The 19,331-nt window shown below is 72.0% G+C and carries 11 protein-coding genes; 7 read left to right on the top strand and 4 right to left on the bottom strand.

Annotation, left to right across the window (positions count from 1 at the left end):
• Positions 1 to 13 precede the first annotated feature (13 nt).
• Both K8612_RS28625 and K8612_RS28620 read right to left on the bottom strand, forming a co-directional pair.
• Complete coding sequence (locus K8612_RS28625; protein ID WP_223744728.1) at positions 14 to 466, bottom strand: PaaI family thioesterase; 453 nt, start codon at positions 464 to 466, stop codon at positions 14 to 16.
• The gene (locus K8612_RS28620; RefSeq protein WP_223744729.1) at positions 466 to 894 is read right to left on the bottom strand and encodes a PaaI family thioesterase; all 429 of its coding nucleotides are present in this window, start codon (positions 892 to 894) and stop codon (positions 466 to 468) included. The genes K8612_RS28625 and K8612_RS28620 overlap by 1 nt, the downstream gene beginning before the upstream one ends.
• A 181-nt stretch (positions 895 to 1,075) precedes the next feature.
• Here K8612_RS28620 and K8612_RS28615 point away from each other — a divergent pair, with 181 nt between their 5' ends.
• Together K8612_RS28615 and K8612_RS28610 are read left to right on the top strand one after the other, a co-directional pair.
• On the top strand, positions 1,076 to 4,519 hold the full coding sequence (locus tag K8612_RS28615) for an amidohydrolase family protein (RefSeq protein ID WP_223764599.1): 3,444 nt from the start codon (positions 1,076 to 1,078) through the stop codon (positions 4,517 to 4,519).
• A gap of 664 nt (positions 4,520 to 5,183) precedes the next feature.
• The gene (locus K8612_RS28610; protein WP_223764598.1) at positions 5,184 to 5,396 is read left to right on the top strand and encodes a hypothetical protein; all 213 of its coding nucleotides are present in this window, start codon (positions 5,184 to 5,186) and stop codon (positions 5,394 to 5,396) included.
• A gap of 4 nt (positions 5,397 to 5,400) precedes the next feature.
• Here K8612_RS28610 and K8612_RS28605 read toward each other — a convergent pair whose 3' ends face one another.
• Positions 5,401 to 8,445: a response regulator gene (locus K8612_RS28605; protein ID WP_223764597.1), complete on the bottom strand. Its 3,045-nt coding sequence runs from the start codon at positions 8,443 to 8,445 to the stop codon at positions 5,401 to 5,403.
• A gap of 627 nt (positions 8,446 to 9,072) precedes the next feature.
• On the opposite strand from K8612_RS28605, the gene K8612_RS28600 reads away from it, so the two are divergent.
• Positions 9,073 to 10,584, top strand: a complete 1,512-nt coding sequence (locus K8612_RS28600) for a M20/M25/M40 family metallo-hydrolase (RefSeq protein ID WP_223744733.1) — start codon at positions 9,073 to 9,075, stop codon at positions 10,582 to 10,584.
• A gap of 8 nt (positions 10,585 to 10,592) precedes the next feature.
• Here K8612_RS28600 and K8612_RS28595 read toward each other — a convergent pair whose 3' ends face one another.
• Positions 10,593 to 12,353: an MDR family MFS transporter gene (locus K8612_RS28595; protein ID WP_223764596.1), complete on the bottom strand. Its 1,761-nt coding sequence runs from the start codon at positions 12,351 to 12,353 to the stop codon at positions 10,593 to 10,595.
• 235 nt (positions 12,354 to 12,588) lie between these two features.
• On the opposite strand from K8612_RS28595, the gene K8612_RS28590 reads away from it, so the two are divergent.
• The 4 genes from K8612_RS28590 to K8612_RS28575 all read left to right on the top strand — a co-directional run bounded on the left by K8612_RS28590 (position 12,589) and on the right by K8612_RS28575 (position 19,328).
• A complete protein-coding gene (locus K8612_RS28590; protein ID WP_223764595.1) occupies positions 12,589 to 14,574 on the top strand; it encodes a lysyl oxidase family protein in 1,986 nt (661 codons plus the stop codon).
• A gap of 105 nt (positions 14,575 to 14,679) precedes the next feature.
• Positions 14,680 to 16,701 (top strand): lysyl oxidase family protein, encoded by a 2,022-nt coding sequence (locus K8612_RS28585; protein ID WP_223764594.1) that lies wholly within the window; start codon positions 14,680 to 14,682, stop codon positions 16,699 to 16,701.
• A gap of 152 nt (positions 16,702 to 16,853) precedes the next feature.
• Positions 16,854 to 18,080, top strand: a complete 1,227-nt coding sequence (locus tag K8612_RS28580) for an ABC transporter permease (protein WP_223764593.1) — start codon at positions 16,854 to 16,856, stop codon at positions 18,078 to 18,080.
• Positions 18,081 to 18,101: 21 nt separating this feature from the next.
• Positions 18,102 to 19,328, top strand: coding sequence for an ABC transporter permease (locus tag K8612_RS28575; RefSeq protein WP_223764592.1), 1,227 nt, complete (start codon positions 18,102 to 18,104; stop codon positions 19,326 to 19,328).
• The last annotated feature ends 3 nt before the right edge of the window (positions 19,329 to 19,331 follow it).

The following is a 19,331-nucleotide window of genomic DNA, read 5'->3' as shown; positions in this document are numbered from 1 at the left end:
AGGCCCCGCGGCCTCACGGCTCCGACAGCAGGAACAGCGCGTGCGCGCTGGCGATGGGCCGCGTGCGGTCGTCCTGCCAGGCCTCCATGCGCACGTTGGCCACGCGCCGCCCCTGCCGCGTGATGAACGCCTTCGCGAAGGTGTCCTGCGCCTTGCCCGAGCGCAGGAAGTCCACCGTGGTGGAGATGACCTTGGGCACGCGCTCGGTGTCCGTCTGGAGCAGCAGCTCGAAGATGGCGCTCGACTCCAGGAGCGCCCCCAGCGTGCCGCCGTGCAGCGCGGGCAGGATGCTGTTGCCGATGAGGTGCGGCGCGTAGCGCATGCGGCAGAGCATCTCGCCGGCCAGGTTCTCCACCCCAATGCCCATGAAGCGCGTGTAGGGGATGGCGTCCGTGAGGCGCGGGTACTCGCGCGACTGGCGCACCTGGCGCACCAGGTCCGCGAGGGGAAGCGAAGGCGTGCTCATCAGCCCTCCACCCGCATGAAGGTGCCCTGCGACGAGGCCACCGGCGTCGCCGGGTCGCCCTGGTGCACCCGCGCGCGCACGAAGGCGACCATGCGGGTGACCTTGTAGCACTCGGCCTGCGCGGTCAGCGGCAGGCCCGGGCGCGCGGGGCGCAGGTAGTCGATTCTCAGGTCCAGCGTGACGATGGCCGCGAACGCGTTCAGCGCCGCCATCACCGCCGCGCCGCTCGCCGCGTCGATGAGCGTGGTCACCGCGCCGCCCGCCACCACCCCCGTCTCCGGGTTGCCGACGAGCACGTCCGCGTAGGGCATCACCACCGTCGCGTCCGTGGCCCCCACCGCCTCCAGCCGCAGCCCGAGCGCGTGGTTGTGGGGCACTGCCTCGGTGAACAGCACGGAGAGCGTCTCGCGCCGCCCCTCTGGATCCATGGGAAGACTGAAGTCCGACATGGGCTGGAGGCAGTAGCAGATTCGGACCGCGCTGGGGGAACGCACCGCGGCACGCCGCGCCCAGGAACACGCCTGCCCGGCCGCGAGTTCACGGGCGCCCTGCGAGCCCGCGCATCCTGGCAGGATGCCGCGCCCCGCGTCTTCCCCGAGGACACTTCCGGTGAACCGACCCCTCTCCTCCCTCTGCTTCGCGCTGCTCGTCCCAGGCCTGCTCCTGGCGGCGCAGCCCCTGCCCAAGCCCGCCGGTGCGCCCGTGCCCGCACCCCCAGGGCAGGGCGAAGCGCCCCCGCAGGAACCGCCCAGGCCGCCTGCCCCCAAGGACACCGCGCGCGAGGCCGCCCGGGCGAGCGAGGGCGACGGCGGCACCCTGGCCCCCGTCGCCACCCCGGAGCCGCCGGACGCGAAGAAGGACGCGTGGAAGGTGGACGCGCCCCCGGGCGTGGCCAGCAGCCAGGTGCCCATCGACGTGCGCGAGGGCACGTGGATGAACGTGGACGTGAGCCCGCGCGGGGACGAAATCGTCTTCGACCTGTTGGGCGACCTCTACGCGCTGCCCATCGCGGGCGGCGAGGCGCGCGCGCTGACGTCCGGCGCCGCGTGGGACATGCAGCCGCGCTACAGCCCGGACGGGAGGTCCATCGCGTTCACCAGCGACCGGGGCGGTGGGGACAACGTCTGGGTGATGGACCGCGACGGCGGGAACCCGCGCGCGGTGACGCAGGAGAAGTTCCGCCTGCTCAACAGCCCGGCGTGGAGCCCGGACGGGCAGTTCCTGGTGGCGCGAAAGCACTTCACCGGCCGGCGCTCGCTGGGCGCGGGCGAGGTGTGGATGTACCACCGCGCGGGCGGCGAAGGCGTGAAGCTCACCGAGCGCGCCAACGACCAGAAGGACCTGGGCGAACCCGCGTTCTCCCCGGACGGCCGCTACGTCTACTTCAGCCAGGACGTCACGCCGGGCAAGTCGTTCGAGTACGACAAGGACCCGAACAAGGAGCTCTACGCCATCCAGCGGCTGGACCTGGACACGAAGGAGGTGGAGCCCTTCGTCACCGGCCCGGGCGGCTCCATCCGGCCCACGCCGTCGCGGGACGGCAAGCAGTTGGCGTTCGTGCGGCGCGTGCGCGGCAAGAGCGTGCTGTACGTGGCGGACGTGAAGTCCGGCGCGGAGCGGCCGTTGTATGACGGGCTCGACCGGGACATGCAGGAGACGTGGGCCATCCACGGCGTCTCCCCGGTGATGGCGTGGACGCCGGACAACAAGTCGCTGGTGTTCTGGGCGGGCGGGACGCTGCACCGCATCGACGTGGCGACGAAGAAGGTGACGCCCATCCCCTTCCACGTGAAGGGCGAGCGCACGGTGTTCGCGGCGGTGAAGGGCACGCGGTCCGTGGCGCCGGACCGCTTCGACGTGAAGATGCTGCGCTGGATGCAGGTGTCACCGGATGGCAGGAGGCTGGTGTACCAGGCGCTGGGCAAGCTGTACGTGAAGGACCTGCCGTCCGGGACGCCGCGGCGGCTGACGCGGCAGAACGAGCACCTGGAGTTCTACCCATCGTTCTCCCGGGACGGGCGCTCCATCGTCTACACGACGTGGGACGACGACGCGCTGGGCGCTGTGCGCGTGGTGGCGGCCACGGGCGGCGAGGGCCGCGTGGTGACGGCGCAGCCGGGCTTCTACGTGGAGCCCGCGCTCAGCCCGGATGGCAGGTGGGTGGTGTACCGGACCACGGGCGACGGCTACCTGATGCCGGGCACGTGGAGCCGGGAGACGGGGCTGTTCGTGGTGCCGTCCACCGGCGGGGGCGTGGCGCGCAAGCTGACGCGGGACGGGGAGCAGCCGCACTTCGGCGCGAAGTCGGACCGCGTGTACTTCCTGCATGTGGAGTCCAAGGACGTGGAGGACGTGCGCACGCTGCGCAGCATCGGGCTGGACGGGGGCGAGCCGCGCACGCACCTGACGAGCGGCGGCGCGCTGGAGATGCGCGTGTCGCCGGACGACCGGTGGGTGGCCTTCCGCGAGGACTTCAACGCCTACGTGACGCCCTTCGTGCGTGGCGCGAAGGAGGCGCGGGTGGGGCCGTCCACCAAGGCGATGCCGGTGACGCAGGTGAGCCGTGACGCGGGCGAGTACCTGCACTGGTCCGGTACGGACGCGCGGCTGTCGCTGCACTGGGCGCTGGGGTCCAGGCTCTACACGCGGGCGCTGAAGGACGCGTTCACGTTCATGGACGGCTCTCCAAAGGCGCTGCCGCCGCCGGAGGCGGACGGGGTGGACGTGGCGTTCTCCCAGAAGTCGGACGTGCCGGAGGGGACGCTGGCGCTGGTGGGCGGGCGGCTGGTCACGATGAAGGGCGAGCAGGTGGTGGAGGAGGGCGTGGTGGTGGTGAAGGGCAACCGCATCGTGGCGCTGGGCCCGGTGGGGAAGGTGAACGTGCCCGCGTCCGCGAAGGTGGTGGACGTGAAGGGCAAGACGCTGATGCCGGGCCTGATTGACGTGCACTGGCACGGGCCCATGGGCGTGGACGGGCTGATGCCGGAGCAGAGCTGGGTGCAGGCGGCGTCGCTGGCGTTCGGGGTGACGACGCTGCACGACCCGTCCAACCACTCGGAGACCATCTTCGCCGCCAGCGAGCTGGGCAAGGCGGGGATGCTGACGTCGCCGCGCATCTTCTCCACGGGCACCATCTTGTACGGCGCGGCGAGCGCGGACGCGCACGTGGAGATCGACACGCTGGACGACGCGCGCCGGCACCTGCGGCGGATGAAGGCGTTGGGCGCGTTCAGCGTGAAGAGCTACAACCAGCCCCGGCGCGACCAGCGGCAGAAGGTGCTCCAGGCGGCGCGCGAGCTGGACATGCTGGTGGTGCCCGAGGGCGGCTCGCTGCTCCAGCACAACCTGACCATGGTGGTGGACGGCCACACGGGGCTGGAGCACTCGCTGCCGGTGGCGCGCATCTACGACGACGTGCGCCAGCTCTGGAAGGGCACGCAGGTGGACTACACGCCGACGCTGGGCGTGGCCTACGGCGGGCTCATGGGGGAGAACTACTGGTACCAGAAGACGAACGTCTGGGAGGACACGCGCCTGCTGTCATTCGTGCCCCGGCGCGTGGTGGACGGGCGCTCCCGGCGCCGCGTGATGATTCCGGACGAGGAGTTCAACCACCAGAACGTGGCTCGCGCGGCGAAGGAGCTGAACGACCTGGGGGTGAGCGTGCAGTTGGGCGCGCACGGTCAGCGGGAGGGCCTGGCGGCGCACTGGGAGCTGGCGATGTTCGTGCAGGGCGGCATGACGCCGATGCAGGCCTTGCGCGTGGGCACGCTCAACGGCGCGCGCCACCTGGGCATGGACAAGGACCTGGGCTCGCTGGAGGTGGGGAAGCTGGCGGACCTGGTGGTGCTGGACAGGAACCCGCTGGAGGACATCTCGAACAGCCGCACGGTGCGCTACACGATGGTGAACGGCCGGCTGTACGACGCGAACACGCTGAACGAAGTGGGCACGCGGCAGCGCACGCGCGCGAAGTTCTACTTCGAGAAGGACGGCAACGAGGGCTGGAGCCCCCGCGCCACCACGCACGCCACGGAGCAGGTCTGCGATTAGGCCTCGCGCTGTCGTTGTGCGGAGCGCTCGCGGGCTGCGCAGGCGGCCCGCGACAGCTCCGTCAATCCCTGGGCCCTGGGCCCGGGCCGGGCTGCGTCAGCACGGTGGATTGCCAATGCAAGCGCGGCTCGGCGGCGGCGTGCGAGCAGGTGGAGTTGATGAAGCCGCCCCGGCCCCGGAAGCCGAACCCGCTGCCTCCACCTGGAGCGGGGGAGGAGACGCGGAAGGAGGAATCCGAGCGTGTCAGGAAGTCCTGCACCGACGATTACGTTCGCTGTGCTGATACAGGCGGAGACAGCAAGCCCGGACGCGTGAGGGGAGAAAGCCTTTGTGACTCTTGTCGGTCTTACTGTATGGCCAACGGGTTCTGGCCTGACGCTGTTTACACTTGGGATGGGAAGGCGCTGCCATGCTCACGAAAATGAAGAGAGCGTTCCCGGATCCGTCCTTTCGGGATCCGGCCTGGAGTGCTTTCAGTGAAGATGTATCGGAAGTGAGTGGCCTCGCACCCAGGGACTGGCCCCGGTTCCGCGCGGGCCTCAAGCAGGTAGAGCGACGCCATGAGGGACGGGTGCCTGCGGCCCCTCTTCATCGATACATTGCCAAGACCGCTTTCTTCTGTGGGGCGCATTGGGGGCAAACGCCTCGGGTCGTGCGAGGCGCGTTGCGTGAACTCCTGAGGCATCCCCTGGAGACGATGATGTACTCGTACACGGCCGCGGAGTACTGGCAGTGGGCGCTCAAGGTCTCCCCCAAGGACCTGCCCGCCGCGGAGGCCATGCTCGCGGAGGTCCGCGAGTACCTGCCCACCCTGGACGACCACGAGCGCCGCAACACGGAAGGCCTGCTGGCCTTCCTGGAGCGCCAGCGCCGCTGAGCCCTCAGCGGGCCGTCGCGGCCACCTGGGCCAGGGCCTGTTGTATCTGCGGCAGCGCGTAGGGCTTGGGCAACACCACCACACCCAACCACTGCTGCGGGTCTCCATCCAGCGCCGCGCGGCCGTGACCGGACGCGATGATGATGCGCATGGCGGGCCTGCGCAGCGCCACCTCGCGCGCCAGGTCCACGCCGGACATGCCCGGCAGCGTCACGTCCGTGAAGAGCACGTCGAAGCGCTCCGCCGCCAGCGCCACCCGCGCCTCCTCCGCGCTCGACACCGGCATCACCGCGTGCCCCAGCAGGCCCAGCAGCTCGCTGGCGGAAGCGCGGATGTCCTCGTCGTCCTCCACCAGCAGCACGTGCATCCGCCGCGCGGCCTCCTGCGTCGCCGCGGGCGGCTCCACGGCGCGCTCCGGCCACTGGAGCTTCGGCGTCGCCATCCGCTGCTGCCGCGGGTCCAGCAGCGCCCGCAGCTTGCGCGCCAGGTCCTCGCGCCGGTACGGCTTGGACAACAGGCTCACGCCCGGGTCCAACCGGCCGCCGTGCACGATGGCGTTCTCCGTGTATCCGGACGTGAAGAGCACCTCGATGTCCGGCTGCAGCGCCTTCGCCTGCCGCGCCAGCTCCGGGCTGCGCACCGGCCCCGGCATCACCACGTCCGTGAAGAGCAGGTCCACCGCCACGCCGCTCTTCAGGATGGAGAGCGCGCTCTGCCCGTCCACCGCGCGCAGCACGCGGTAGCCCAGCTCCGTCAGCATCTCCACCACCGTGGCGCGCACCTCCGCGTCGTCCTCCACCGCGAGGATGGTCTCCTTCCCGCCCTCCACCGGCCCCACCACCACCTCCGTCACCGGCGCCTCCGGCTGGAAGGCGCGCGGCAGGTACACCTTCACCGTCGTGCCGTGCCCCAGCTCGCTGTAGAGCTTCACGTGCCCGCCGGACTGCTTCACGAAGCCGTACACCATGCTCAGCCCCAGGCCCGTGCCCCGGCCCTCCGGCTTCGTGGTGAAGAAGGGCTCGAACGCGCGCTCCAGCACCTCCTGCGTCATGCCCCCGCCCGTGTCCGACACCGCCAGCAGCACGTACGCCCCGGCCATCACCTCCGGGTGCGCCTGCGCGTAGTGGTCGTCCAGCGACGCGTTGCTCAGCTCCAGCGTCAGCTTCCCGGCGCCCCGCATCGCGTCGCGCGCGTTGATGGCCAGGTTGAGGATGACGTTCTCCAACTGGTGCGGATCCGCCAGCGTGTTCCACAGCCCGCCGCCGATGACCGTCTCCACCTCCACGTCCTCGCCCAGCGCGCGGCGCAAGAGGTCGTCCATGCCGCGCACCAGCCGGCCCAGGCTCAGGGAGCGCGGCTCCAGCGGCTGCCGCCGCGAGAACGCCAGCAACTGCCCGGACAGCCGGGCCCCGCGCTCCACCGCGCTCAGCGCGGACCGGACCCGGCTCAAGCCCCGCTCGTTGCCCGCCACGTCGCGCTGGAGCAGTTGCAGGTTGCCGCCCACCACCTGGAGCAGGTTGTTGAAGTCGTGCGCCACGCCGCCCGTGAGCTTGCCCACCGCCTCCAGCTTCTGCGCCTGCCGGAGCTGCTCCTCCGTCTGCCGCTGCTCGGTGACGTCGCGCCCGCTGGCGTACAGCACGCCGTCCTCCGGCACCGGCACCGCCGTCCAGGCGATGCGCCGGTAGCCGCCGTGCTTGCACCGGTAGGCGCTCTCGAAGTTCAGCGTGGGCTGGCCTCCCGCCAGGCGGGACACCTCGTCGCGCGTGCGCGCGTAGTCCTCCGGGCGCTCCAGCCACTCCGACGTGCGGCCCAGCAGCTCCTCCTCCGTCCACCCCAGCATGCGCGTCCAGGCCGGGTTGACGCTGAGGAACCTCCCCTCCGACAGGCTCCCCACCACCAGCAGGTCCTGGGACACGTTCCACACGCGGTCCCGCTCCCGCGTGCGCTGCGCCACGCGCTGCTCCAGCGTCTCGTTGGCCTGCTTCAGGTCCGACACCGCCTTGAGCCGGGACAGCGTCGCCCACACGCGGTCGGCCACGTTGCGCGTCAGCTCGAGCTCCTCCGCCGTCCACGTGCGCGGCTGCACGTCGTGCAGGAACAGCACCGCCACGAACCGGCCGTGCTCCAGGAGCGGGATGTTGAACAGCGCCCGGATGCCCACCTGCTCCAGCGTGTCCGCGTGGGGCGCCGTGCGCGGGTCCGTCCGCACGTCCGGGATGGCCACGACCTCGCCCTTCAGCAGGTCCTCCAGGAAGACGCCGTAGTCGTGGAAGCGGTGCACGCCCTCCACGCGCGCCACGTCCGGCGAGGCCACCCAGTTCGGGTGCATCAGCACCCGCGCGTGCGCCGCGTCCACCGTGCCGTAGCCCGCGCGCGCCACGTCCAGCAGCCGCCCCACCACCTCCATGGCGAGCTGCGCGGCGGCGTCCGGGGACGGGGCCTCGCGCAGCCGGTCCGCCATCTCCAGCAGCGCCGTCTGCCGCAGCTCCGCCCGCTTGCGCGCGTCGATGTCCACCAGCACGCCGGGAAACCGCAGCGGCGCGCCCCCAGCGGAGAGGTGGCAGTGGCCGCTGGCCTCCACCCACCGGTACTCGCCGTCGGCGCGGCGCACGCGGTACTCGGCGCGGTACGCACCGCCCGTCTCCAGCACGCGGGCGATGCGGCCCTCCACCCCGGGCCGGTCCTCCGGGTGGATGGCGGCCACGAACTGGGAGAGGGGCAGCCCTTCGCGCGCCCGCGCGGGGTCCAGTGAGAAGGAGTGCGCGAAGCGCTCGTCCGCGACGACGCGGTTGCCGGGCACGTCCCACACCCAGGTGCCAATCATGGCCTCGGCGTTCAGCGCCAACTGCACGCGCTCGTTCGCCTCGCGCAAGGCCTCGTCGGCCTGGTGGCGATCGGGGATGCCCACGAGGCCGGCGTCCCCACCCGAAGACGCCGGAGCGGGGTTCGTGTCAGCACCGTCATCCAGGCCCGCGGCGCGCAGCCGGAGTCGCAGACGTTCGACCTCGGCCCTCAAGGCCTGTTCCGTTTCGGAAGGGGGCGCGCTCATGAGCGGGGGGGGACCGCGGGTCGGGGGGACGACCTCCAGCCGTGGCACTGTCGCCCGGGTCCTCCGGGGCGGGCAACGGAGAATTCCGAAGGAGTCATTCCTCCGGAACCGGAGCATCCTCCCCGGTGTTGGCGTCCGTTCCCGTCCGGTCCCGCAGCAACACCCGAGGGCTCGCCGCCAGTCCGTCGTGCCAGCGCGCGAGCCCCTCCGTCCCGTCGCCTTGACGCAGGGCAGCCAGGGCGCCCGGGGTGCCCAAGGCCTGGGAATACAGCGCCCGGCGGCGTGTCCAGGGGCTCCGGAAACGGGCGGACGTCACGGGTTACCCAGGCACGGTGCGCGCCATGGGACGTCCCGCGTCGCGGAGGATCGTGAACACTCACATCACCCGCGGGTCGCAATGCTCACTTCCCGCCTTGACGCTGCCAGGAATTTCTTTAAAGAATGCACGCACGTCCTCTTCTTCTTGGAAGATGGCGTATGTACCGGGCCTCGCGTTCCCCAACCGCGGAACCGGTGCGTGACGTCCCAGTTGAGCCCCGCGCGCCGCGTTCCCCCTCTCGGCGCGCGGTGGCCCCTGGGACTTCCACCCCGCCTCTCACCACTCATCAGGTCCCTTCGAGGATTCGAGTGTCCACGTCCACCTTCGTCCTGCCCCTCTCGCTGGCCCTGCGGCTGCTCACCTCGGCGTCGCCTTCCCCCCAGAACACGGCGACCGCGCCCTCCCAGGAGCCCGCGCCGAAGTCCCCGGCCACCTCGTCGGTGAAGGCCACGCCCCCGGCCGTGTCCAGGCTGAGCGCCGCGCAGCAGGCCACGGCGGCGAAGCTGGTGGGTCCCGCGCTCGCGGAAGGCCATGCGTACGCGCGGCTGGCGGAGCTGACGGACGGCATCGGGCCGCGCCTGTCCGGCTCCGAGTCCGCGGAGGCCGCGGTGCAGTGGGCCTTGCGCTCGTTCCAGGCGGATGGGGTGAAGGCGTGGAAGGAGCCGGTGAAGGTGCCGCGCTGGGTGCGGGGCGAGGAGCACGGCGAAATCCTCGCCTCCGCGCGCACGCGCGGCCTGCCGCTGACGCTGCTGGCCCTGGGCGGCAGCGCGCCCACGCCGCCGGAGGGCATCACGGCGGAGGTGGTGGAGGTGGGCTCGCTGGAGGAGCTGGCGGCGCTGGGTGACACGGTGAAGGGCCGCATCGTGTTCTTCAACCACACCATGGCGGAGCCCTCCGACTACGGCCGCTTCGCGGGGCTGCGCGGCCGGGGTCCGGCGGCGGCGGCGAAGCAGGGCGCGGTGGCCGCGCTGGTGCGCTCGCTGGCCACGGCGTCGCTGAGCTCGCCGCACACGGGGTCCACGCGCTTCGAGGAAGGCGGCCCGCGCCTGCCCGCGGCGGCGGTGTCGGTGGAGGACGCGCTCACGCTGCACCGGATGCTCCAGGGCGGGGCGGTGAAGGTGCGGCTGGTGCTGGGGTGCTCGGAGCTGCCGGACGCGGACTCGGCCAACGTGGTGGCGGAGGTGCGGGGCCGCGAGAAGCCGGACGAGGTGGTGCTCCTGGGCGCGCACCTGGACTCGTGGGACGTGGGCACGGGCGCGCACGACGACGGCGCGGGCGTGGTGATGGTGATGGAGGCCGCGCGGCTCATCGCGAAGCTGCCCCAGGCCCCCCGGCGCACGGTGCGCGTGGTGCTGTTCATGAACGAGGAGAACGGGCTGCGCGGCGCCCGCGCGTACGCGGAGGCGCACGCGAAGGAGCTGCCCCGGCACGTGGCCGCCATCGAGATGGACGCGGGCGGAGGGCGGCCCCTGGGCGTGAGCCTGCACGCGGGGCCGGGCGGTGAGACATTGCTGGGGCCCTGGCTGGCGCCGCTGGAGGGGCTGGGCGCGGCGAAGTTCCTGGTGGGGCACGCGACGGGCGCGGACCTGAGCCCCATGGAGCCCGCGCACGTGCCCTTCGTGGGCGTGCGGGTGGACAGCAGCCGCTACTTCGACGTGCACCACTCCATGGCGGACACGCTGGACAAGGTGGACCCCCAGGACCTGGCGCGCAGCACCGCCGCGGTGACGTGGATGGCGTACGCGCTGGCGGAGTCGCCCGGCGTGCTCGCGCGCCCCACCGCGCCGGAGTCGGACCTGCCGCCGCCGCCCAAGAAGTAGGCCGCGGCTCAGGCCTCCGCCGGGGCCTTGCGCGGACCGCCCTTGCGCAGCGGCAGCTCCGGCAGGAGCAGCGTGACGAGCAGGGCCGCCAGCGTGACGAAGATGGCGAAGCGGTACACGGCCGTCGTCGCGCGGGTGAAGGACTCCTTCAGCGCGCGCTCCACGCGGTCCACGGTGGACAGCGCGCGGGCCTCGTCCGCGTCCACGCGGGCGCGGGCCTCGGGCCCTTCCGCCAGGGCCTGCCGCCGCTCCTCGGCGAAGCCCTCCCGCAGCTTCGCCTTCACCTGCTCCGGCTGGAACTGCTGCCCCTGCGGCGCGCCCTCTCCTCCGCCCGGGCCCGCGGGCGCGGACGCGTGCAGCTCCCGTCGCACGTCCGGAGGCAGCCCGCGCGTGGCCTGCTGCGTGCGCGCGAGCATCTCCCGGCCCAGCGTGCCCGCGAACACCGTGCCCAGCAGCGCCACGCCCACCGTCATGCCCAACTGCCGGAAGAACGTCGTCGCTGACGTGGCCACGCCGATGCGCTGGGGCGGCACGGAGTTCTGCACGGCCACGGTGTAGAGCGGGATGGACGGGCCCAGGCCCAGGCCCACCAGCACCATCTTCACCGTGACCTCGGCCTGGCTGGAGTCGGGCGTCAGCGTGAAGGCCATCACCGCGAAGCCGCCCATGAGGAACAGGAGCGCGCCCACCATCAGCGCCTTGTAGCGGCCCATCCGGGACACCCACTGCCCGGACAGCACGTTGCCCGCCACCACGCCCAGCGTCAGCGGCGTCAGCGTCAGCCCGGAGTGCGTCGCGGACAGCCCCACCACGTTCACCATGAACAGCGGCAGGAAGGTGACGGACGCCAGGAACACCGCGCCAATGATGAACACCGCCGCGTTGCCCGCGGTGAACGCGCGCACGCGGAACAGCGACGGCTCCAGCAGCGGCTCCTTCGCGCGGCGCTCCCGCCACACGAAGAGCCCCAGCCCCACCGCGGACAGCGCGAACAGTCCAATGATGGGCGCGGAGCCCCACGCGAACCCGCCCGCCCGGGGCGCCGCCGCGCCGTGCCCCAGGCTGAGCGCGAGCAGCAGCGGCACCACGCCCACCGCCAGCGCCACCGCCCCCCACACGTCCAGCTTCCCGCCGTGCACGCCCTCCGGCTTGAGCGGCGGCATGCGCAGGAGGATGAGCGCCAGCGCGAGCGCGCCCACCGGCAGGTTGATGAAGAACACCCAGTGCCAGCCCAGCGCGTCGGTGATGAAGCCGCCGGCCAGCGGGCCAATGACGCTGGACAGGCCGAACACCGCGCCGAACAGGCCCTGGTACTTGCCCCGCTCGCGCGGCGGGAACAGGTCCGCCACCACCGCCAGCGCGCCGGTGAAGAGCGCCGCGCTGCCCAGCCCTTGCACCGCGCGGCACAGGATGAGCGTGAGCGTGGAGCGGGACGCGCCGCACAGGAAGCTGCCGGTGAGGAACACGGCGATGCCCGCCACCAGCACCGCGCGGCGGCCCAGCAGGTCGGACAGCTTGCCCCACACGGGCACCATCATCGTGGACGCCACCAGGTACGCGGTGGTGAGCCACGGGTAGTGCTCCGGCGCGATGTGGAGGTCCGCCTGGATGGTGGGCCCCGCCGTGGCCACGATGGTCTGGTCCAACGCCGCCAGCAGCAGCCCCAGCAGCGCGCCCGCCAGCGTGAAGGCCTTCTGGGAACGGCTGAACCGCTCGGACGCCGGGGCGGCGCGGGGGTCCGGGGCGGTGTCGGCGGCGGTGTCGGCCATGGCTCGGGCACGCGGCGCGTGCGTTCGCGCGAATCTGGGAACGGCGGCGGGGGCTGGCCACGTCCGCCTGCCCGGCTGCTCTCCGTCCGGAAGGCAGCGCGCCGTCGGGCAGCCATCGGATGTACCGTTCATCCGGCAAGGGCCTTTCGGGGAACGGGGCGCGCGGACCTATCCTGCGCGCCCCTTCATGCCGGACGTCGAACGCACCGGGGACGCGTCCTGCCCAGGAGTGAACATGCGGATCCGTGGAGCGCTCGCCTGCGCCGTGATGATGTTCCTGACGGCGGGCTGCAAGGGCGACCCGAAGCCCCAGCCCGACGCGGGGGTCCCGGACGCGGGCCCCCAGGACGACGCGGGCACCTCCGGGCCCACCCTCTCCGAGACGCCACGCTGGGAAGTGGAGGGCGATGGCCTGGACCCGAAGGAGTGCTTCGGCCGGGGCGTGGCGCTGGGCGACCTCAACGGCGATGACCGCCAGGACCTGGTGGTGATTTCACCGCCGTGCACCAGCGGCCCCACCAACCCGGGCCGCGTGATGGTGTACCCCGGAGACGCGCCCTACTTCTCCAAGACGCCCGTCACCTCCAGGCTGTCGTGGGTGCACCCCAGCCCGCGCACGTCCGGCTACCAGATGACGGTGGGCACGGGCGACGTGGACGGGGACGCCTACACGGACGTGGTGGTGAAGAGCTACTACGGCGTCAGCGTCTTCCAGGGCGGGCCGGACCTGTCCCAGGTGTTCGCGCAGCCGGTGTTCCGCGTGCCGGACACCACGACCACGCGCTTCGGCAGCGCGCGGCTGCTGGACATGGATGGGGACGGGCTGGACGACCTCGTCGTCTCCACCTTCAACGGCAGCACCACCCTCTACCGGGCGACACCGGGGGGAGCGGAAGGCCCCTTCACCAACGTGCGCGTGCTGTCCGGCTACGCGCAGCCCGCGGGGGACACGGACGGGGACGGCGCCCAGGACCTGCTCATCACCCTGTTCGACGCGGAGAACAGCCAGGGGCTCTTCCTGGGCTGCAAGGCGGACAGCACGCGCGTCTGTGATGGACCGCTCACCACGCAGCCGGTGTGGAGGGGCACGGCGGAGAGCGTGAGAGGGATTCCGGACCTGAGCGGGGATGGCCGTCCGGAGCTGCTCGCGGCGCTCCGGGGCAGCGTGCGCGTGCACCTGTCCGACGCCTCCGTCCAGGGCTACTCCGCCACGCCCGTGTGGACGCTGATGGACGACCCGGCCTTCCCCAGCGTGGCCGCGCAGAGCCTCGCCGTGGGCGCCATGGCGGAGGGGAGCAGGGGCCAGGACTTCGTGCTCACCTCGCTGGGGCGCGTGTACCTCTTCCGCCCCACGCAGGACGTGTCCGGTCCGCTGGAGCCGGTGTGGTCGTGGCCGCGCGCCAACCGCCTCCTGCCCCAGACGATGCTGGGCTTCACCCTGCCCGGCGTGGCGCGCCCCGGCGACCTGGATGGGGACGGCTATGACGACCTGGTGGTGGGGCTCTCGCAGGAGAACGACGGCACGCGCGCCCCGGGCCGGGTGCGGGTGTACGGCGGCGGCGCGGTGCCGGACTCGCCGGAGCCGGCGCCCGCGCTGATGCCCATGAAGACGTGCGGCCTCCAGGTGGATCCGGTCAACGGCAAGCCGGACCTGACGGTGGACCGGGACGTCATCGCGCGCACGCTCTACATCGAGCGGCGCTCCTTCGCGGCGGACGCGTGCGAGGTGCGTGAGGGCTGCGTGCCCGCGGGCGGGGAGCGGCGCCTCTTGCGCTTCACCACCTCCATCATGAACATGGGCACCGCGCCCGCGGTGGTGCCCTCACCGGAGGAGCGGCCGGACCTCTTCGTCTACGACGAGTGCCACCAGCACCACCACCTGGTGGACTTCGCCGGCTACGACCTGAAGGACGCCTCCGGCACCTCCCTGTCCGTGGGGCGCAAGCAGGGCTTCTACATGGTGGACTTCACGCAGTACTGCGCGGACGGCACGCCGTTCGCCTGGTACGACCCGGGCACGGGCATCTCGCCGGGCTGGTCGGACGTCTACACGGCGGACACCACCTGCCAGTGGCTGGACGTCACGGACACCCCGGACGGCGAATACACCGTGCGCGTGGGCGTGGACGAGAACCACATCCTCGACGAGGCCGACGTGCTCCCCAACGAGGCCACCGTCAGGGTGCGCCTGGAGGGGGACACCGTGACCGTGCTGCCCTGACGTCAAGGGGCGGGCCGCGCGCATCGTTTCTCCGCGAAGGGGCTCCTGGAGACAGGGCCGGTGGAAGGCCCGCCAGCCCATTCCCGGGGGAGCGACACGATGTGGATGCGATTCGCGCGGTCCTGCGCGGTGGTGGGACTCGTGGCCCTGACGGGCTGCAAGGATGACGGCCCGAAGCCCCAGCCGGACGCGGGCCCGGGGGATGACGGCGGCACCTCCGCCGGTCCCACCCTCTCCGAGTCGCCGCGCTGGCAGGTGACCGGCGACGGCCTGAACCCCCGCGAGTGCTTCGGCCGCACCGTGGCGCTGGGCGACGTCAACGGCGACGGGCGCAAGGACCTGCTGGTGACGTCCGCGCCCTGCTCCAGCCTCCAGACGGAGCCCGGCCGCGTGATGGTGTACGCGGGCGAGGCGCGCGACTTCTCGAAGACGCCCGTCACCACGACGCTGACGTGGGTGCACCCCAGCCCCCGCGCCTCCAGCTCCAAGATGACGGTGAGCACGGGCGACATCGACGGGGACGCGTACGCGGACGTGCTCGTCGCCACCGGCTTCGGCGTCAGCGTCTTCCGGGGCGGGCCGGACCTGTCCCAGGTGCTGACGCAGCCGGTGTTCCGCGCGCCGGACTCCGCCACCCTGCGCTTCACCTCCGCGCGGCTGCTGGACCTGGACGGGGACGGCAAGGACGAACTCGCCGTCTCCACGCTCGAAGGAAGCCTCACCGTGTACCGGGCGACGCCGGGAGCACCCGAGGGCGCCTTCACCGCCGTGCGCACGCTGACCGGCGTCCCCAACCCCGCGGGCGACGCCGACGGGGACGGGGTCCAGGACCTGGCCGTGACCCACGACGACTTCACGGTGGAGCTCTTCCTGGGCTGCAAGGCGGGCAGCCCCCATGTCTGTGAAGGGCCGCTCACGGTCCAGCCCGTGTGGACGGGCCAGGCCGAGTTGTTCGCCGCGCTGCCCGACCTGAACGGCGACGGCCGCTCGGAGGCGCTGCTGCTGGTGGACGGCAGCCAGCGCCTGCACCTGTCCGACGCCGCGGGCCCGGGCTACGCGCCGCGGGCCACCTGGCAGCCCATGGACGACGCGGCATTCCCCCTCTTCGGACAGGCCTTCATCACCTTCAGCAAGACCGTCGTCCCCGTGGGCTCCATGGTGGAGGGCGGCACCGGCCGCGACTTCGCCATCGGCGCTGTCGGCCGCGTGTACCTCTTCCGCCCCACCGCGAACGTGTCCGGCCCGCTGGAGCCGGCGTGGGCGTGGCCGCGCGCCAACCGGCTCGACCCCCGCACGTCGCTCGGCACCGACTACCTGGGCATGGCCTCCGCGGGCGACCTGGACGGGGACGGGTACGACGACCTGGTGGTGGGCGTGTCCCGGGCACTCGGCGGCACACCCGCGGGCGCGCCCACGGGAGGAAGCAGCGACTCCACCCTGGGCCGGGTGATGGTGTTCGGCGGTGGCGCGGTGCCGGACTCGCCGGAGCCCGCGCCCGCGCTGGCGCCCACGCGGACGTGCGGCCTCCAGGTGGATCCGGTCAACGGCAAGCCGGACCTGACGGTGGACCGGGACGTCCTCGCGCGCACGCTCTACATCGACCGGCGCTCCTTCACGGCGGACGCGTGCGAGGTGCGCGAGGGCTGCGTGCCCGCGGGCGGCGAGCGGCGCCTGCTGCGCTTCTCCACCTCCATCATGAACATGGGCTCGGGCCCGCTGGTGGTGCCTTCACCGGAGGAGCGGCCGGAGCTCTACGTCTACGACGAGTGCCACCAGCACCACCACCTGACGGACTTCGCCGGCTACGACCTGAAGGACGCGGCGGGCAACGTCACGTCGGTGGGGCGCAAGCAGGGCTTCTTCATGCTCGACTTCACCCAGTACTGCGCGGACGGGGAGCCGTACAGTTGGTACGACCCGCGGCAGGGCATCACGCCCGGCTGGTCGGACGTCTACAGCGCGAACCTGCCCTGCCAGTGGCTGGACGTCACCGACGCCCCGGACGGCGAGTACACCGTACGCGTGGGCGTGGACGAGAACCACATCGTGGACGAGGCCGGCGTGCTCCCCAACGAGGTCACCGTCAAGGTGCGCCTGACGGGGGACTCGGTGACCGTGCTGCCCTGAAACGGGAAAATCCCGCCGCGGGAGGCCGTCCGGTGAAGGCCGCGTGCAATGGGCGGCCCTCCTGGGCGTAGAGTGCCTGACGCGGCCCGTCCGCCGGGGACCCTCCCGGTGTGCGCCAGGCCGCGCGGCTTCCAGCGTGAAGGGGTGGTTTCGTGAACTTCCGGGTCGACGTGTGGGAGGGCGCGCGCATCGCGCTGACCTCGCTGCGCTCCAACCGGCTGCGGACGGTGCTCACCACGGTGGGCATCGGCGTGGGCGTGTGCACCCTGCTGGCCATCGTCGGCATCATCCAGGGGCTGAACAGCTCGTTCGCGGACCAGCTCAGCAAGATTGGCTCCAACACGCTGCAGGTGTCCAAGTTCCCCTGGGTGATGAACGGGGACTGGTGGGCGTACCGCAACCGCAAGAAGCTCTCGCTGGACCTGGTGGAGCCCATGCGCGCCGCCTCCGAGCACGTGATCGCGGTGGCCCCCATGATGTTCGTCAACGCGGAGGTGGCCTTCCAGAACCGGAAGCTCGCCTCCGTGCAGACCATGGGCACCAGCCCCGACTACGCGATGACGTCCTCCGTGGAGATGGGGCAGGGGCGCTTCCTCACGCAGGCGGACGTGGACAACCGCTCCGCCGTCGCGGTGATTGGCGCGGAGGTGGGCAAGGTGCTCTTCCCGGGCATCAACCCGGTGGGCCACCGCATCCTCGTGGACCGCCGCCCCTACCGCGTCGCGGGCGTCATCGTGGAGCGCGGCACGCTGCTGGGGCAGAACGTGGACCTGGTGGTGATGCTGCCGTACACCGCGTTCCAGGGGCACTTCGGCACCCAGCGCGACGTGACCCTGGTGCTCGCGGTGGACCAGCAGGAGAACGTCCCCCGCGTGCAGGACCGGCTCACGGAGACGCTGCGCCGCGAGCGCAACACCAAGCCCGGCACGCCGGACGACTTCGCCATCAACCGGCCGGACCAACTGGCCAACATGTACGCGCAGCTCACCGGCGCGCTCTACGGCGCGGCCACCGGCGTCGGGCTCATCACGCTCTTGGTGGGCGGCATCGGCATCATGAACATCATGCTGGTGTCCGTGCGCGAGCGGACCCGTGAGATTGGCGTGCGGCGGGCGCTGGGCGCGCGCAAGCACACCATCATCCTCCAGTTCCTCATGGAGGCCGCCAGCGTGTCCGCGGTGGGCGGCGCCATGGGCACCGCGGTGGGCATGGGGCTCGCGTGGCTGGTGAACTACCTCACGCCCCTGGCGGCGGCGGTGCAGCCCATGACGGTGGTGCTGGGCGTGGGCTTCTCCGCGGTGGTGGGCCTGCTGTTCGGCATCTGGCCGGCGGCGCGCGCCGCGAACCTGGACCCCGTGGAAGCGCTCCGCCACGACTAGGCGAGCGCGGGAGACCTGACCATGTGGATGGCTTTCTGGGACACGGTGCGGCTGGCGTTCGGCACGTTCCGTTCCAACCCCCTGCGCTCCTTCCTCACGCTCCTGGGCATCGTCATCGGCGTCACCACCGTGGTGTCCATGATGGCCCTCATCGAGGGCCTGAGGAACCAGGTGAACGACCAGATGTCGGAGCTGGGCAGCGACTGCTTCCAGGTGCAGCGGCTGCCCTTCGGCCAGGGCGAGCTGTCCGTCGCGGAGCTCGCGCGCCGGCCGCGCTTCACCTACGCGGACCTGGACGCCATCCGCACGCAGCCCTCCATCTCGCAGGCCGCCGGCGAGGACTCCAAGGGCGGCCAGAAGGCCTCCACCGCCGACCGCGAGTCGCGCCCCAACGTGAACGTCTGGGCGGGCACGGCGGAGTACTTCAACACCAACTCGGTGAGCCTCGCGACGGGGCGGCCCTTCACGGACGCGGAGTTCGTGGACGGCCGGCGCGTGGCGGTGATTGGCCAGGACCTGGCGGACACGCTGTGGCCCGGGCTGGACCCGCTGAACCGCGAGTTCCGCCTCCTGGGCCGCACCTTCCAGGTGGTGGGCACGCTCAAGCGCCGGGGCGGGTTCCTGGGCGGCGGCAGCCAGGACAACCAGGCCATGATTCCGCTGTCCACCTTCGCGTCCATGTTCGGCGTGCGCGACTTCCGCATCAGCATCCAGGCGAAGTCCCCGGAGGTGCTCCAGCGGGCCCAGGACGAGGTGACGCTGCTCATGCGCCGCCGCCACGGGCTCAAGCCGGACGAACCGGACGACTTCTTCCTCTACAACAATGCGTCCGCCACGCAGATGTTCAACAGCCTCTCCGCGGCGGTGTCCGCGGCCAGCTTCGGCGTGTGCATCCTGTCGCTGCTGGTGGGCGGCATCGGCATCCTGAACATCATGCTGGTCGCCGTGACGGAGCGGACGCGGGAGATTGGCATCCGCAAGGCGCTGGGGGCCAAGCGCTACCGCATCCTCGCGCAGTTCGCGCTGGAGGCGGTGGTGCTGTCGCTGGTGGGCGGCGCGGTGGGCGTGGCGCTGGGCGTGGGCCTGGCGCACCTGGCGCGCTGGATGATCAACCTGCCCACGGAGGTCCCCATGTGGTCCGTCGTGGTGTCGCTGGTGATGAGCTGCGGGGTGGGCCTGGGGTTCGGCATCTACCCGGCGGCGCGCGCGGCGAAGCTGGACCCCGTGGAGGCGATGCGCACGGAGTAGCAC

The organism is Corallococcus sp. AS-1-6, from assembly GCF_020037015.1.
Classification (GTDB): Bacteria; Myxococcota; Myxococcia; order Myxococcales; family Myxococcaceae; genus Corallococcus.
Note: the sequence above shows the minus strand (reverse complement) of the source record. Positions and strands in the feature narration are given on the sequence as shown.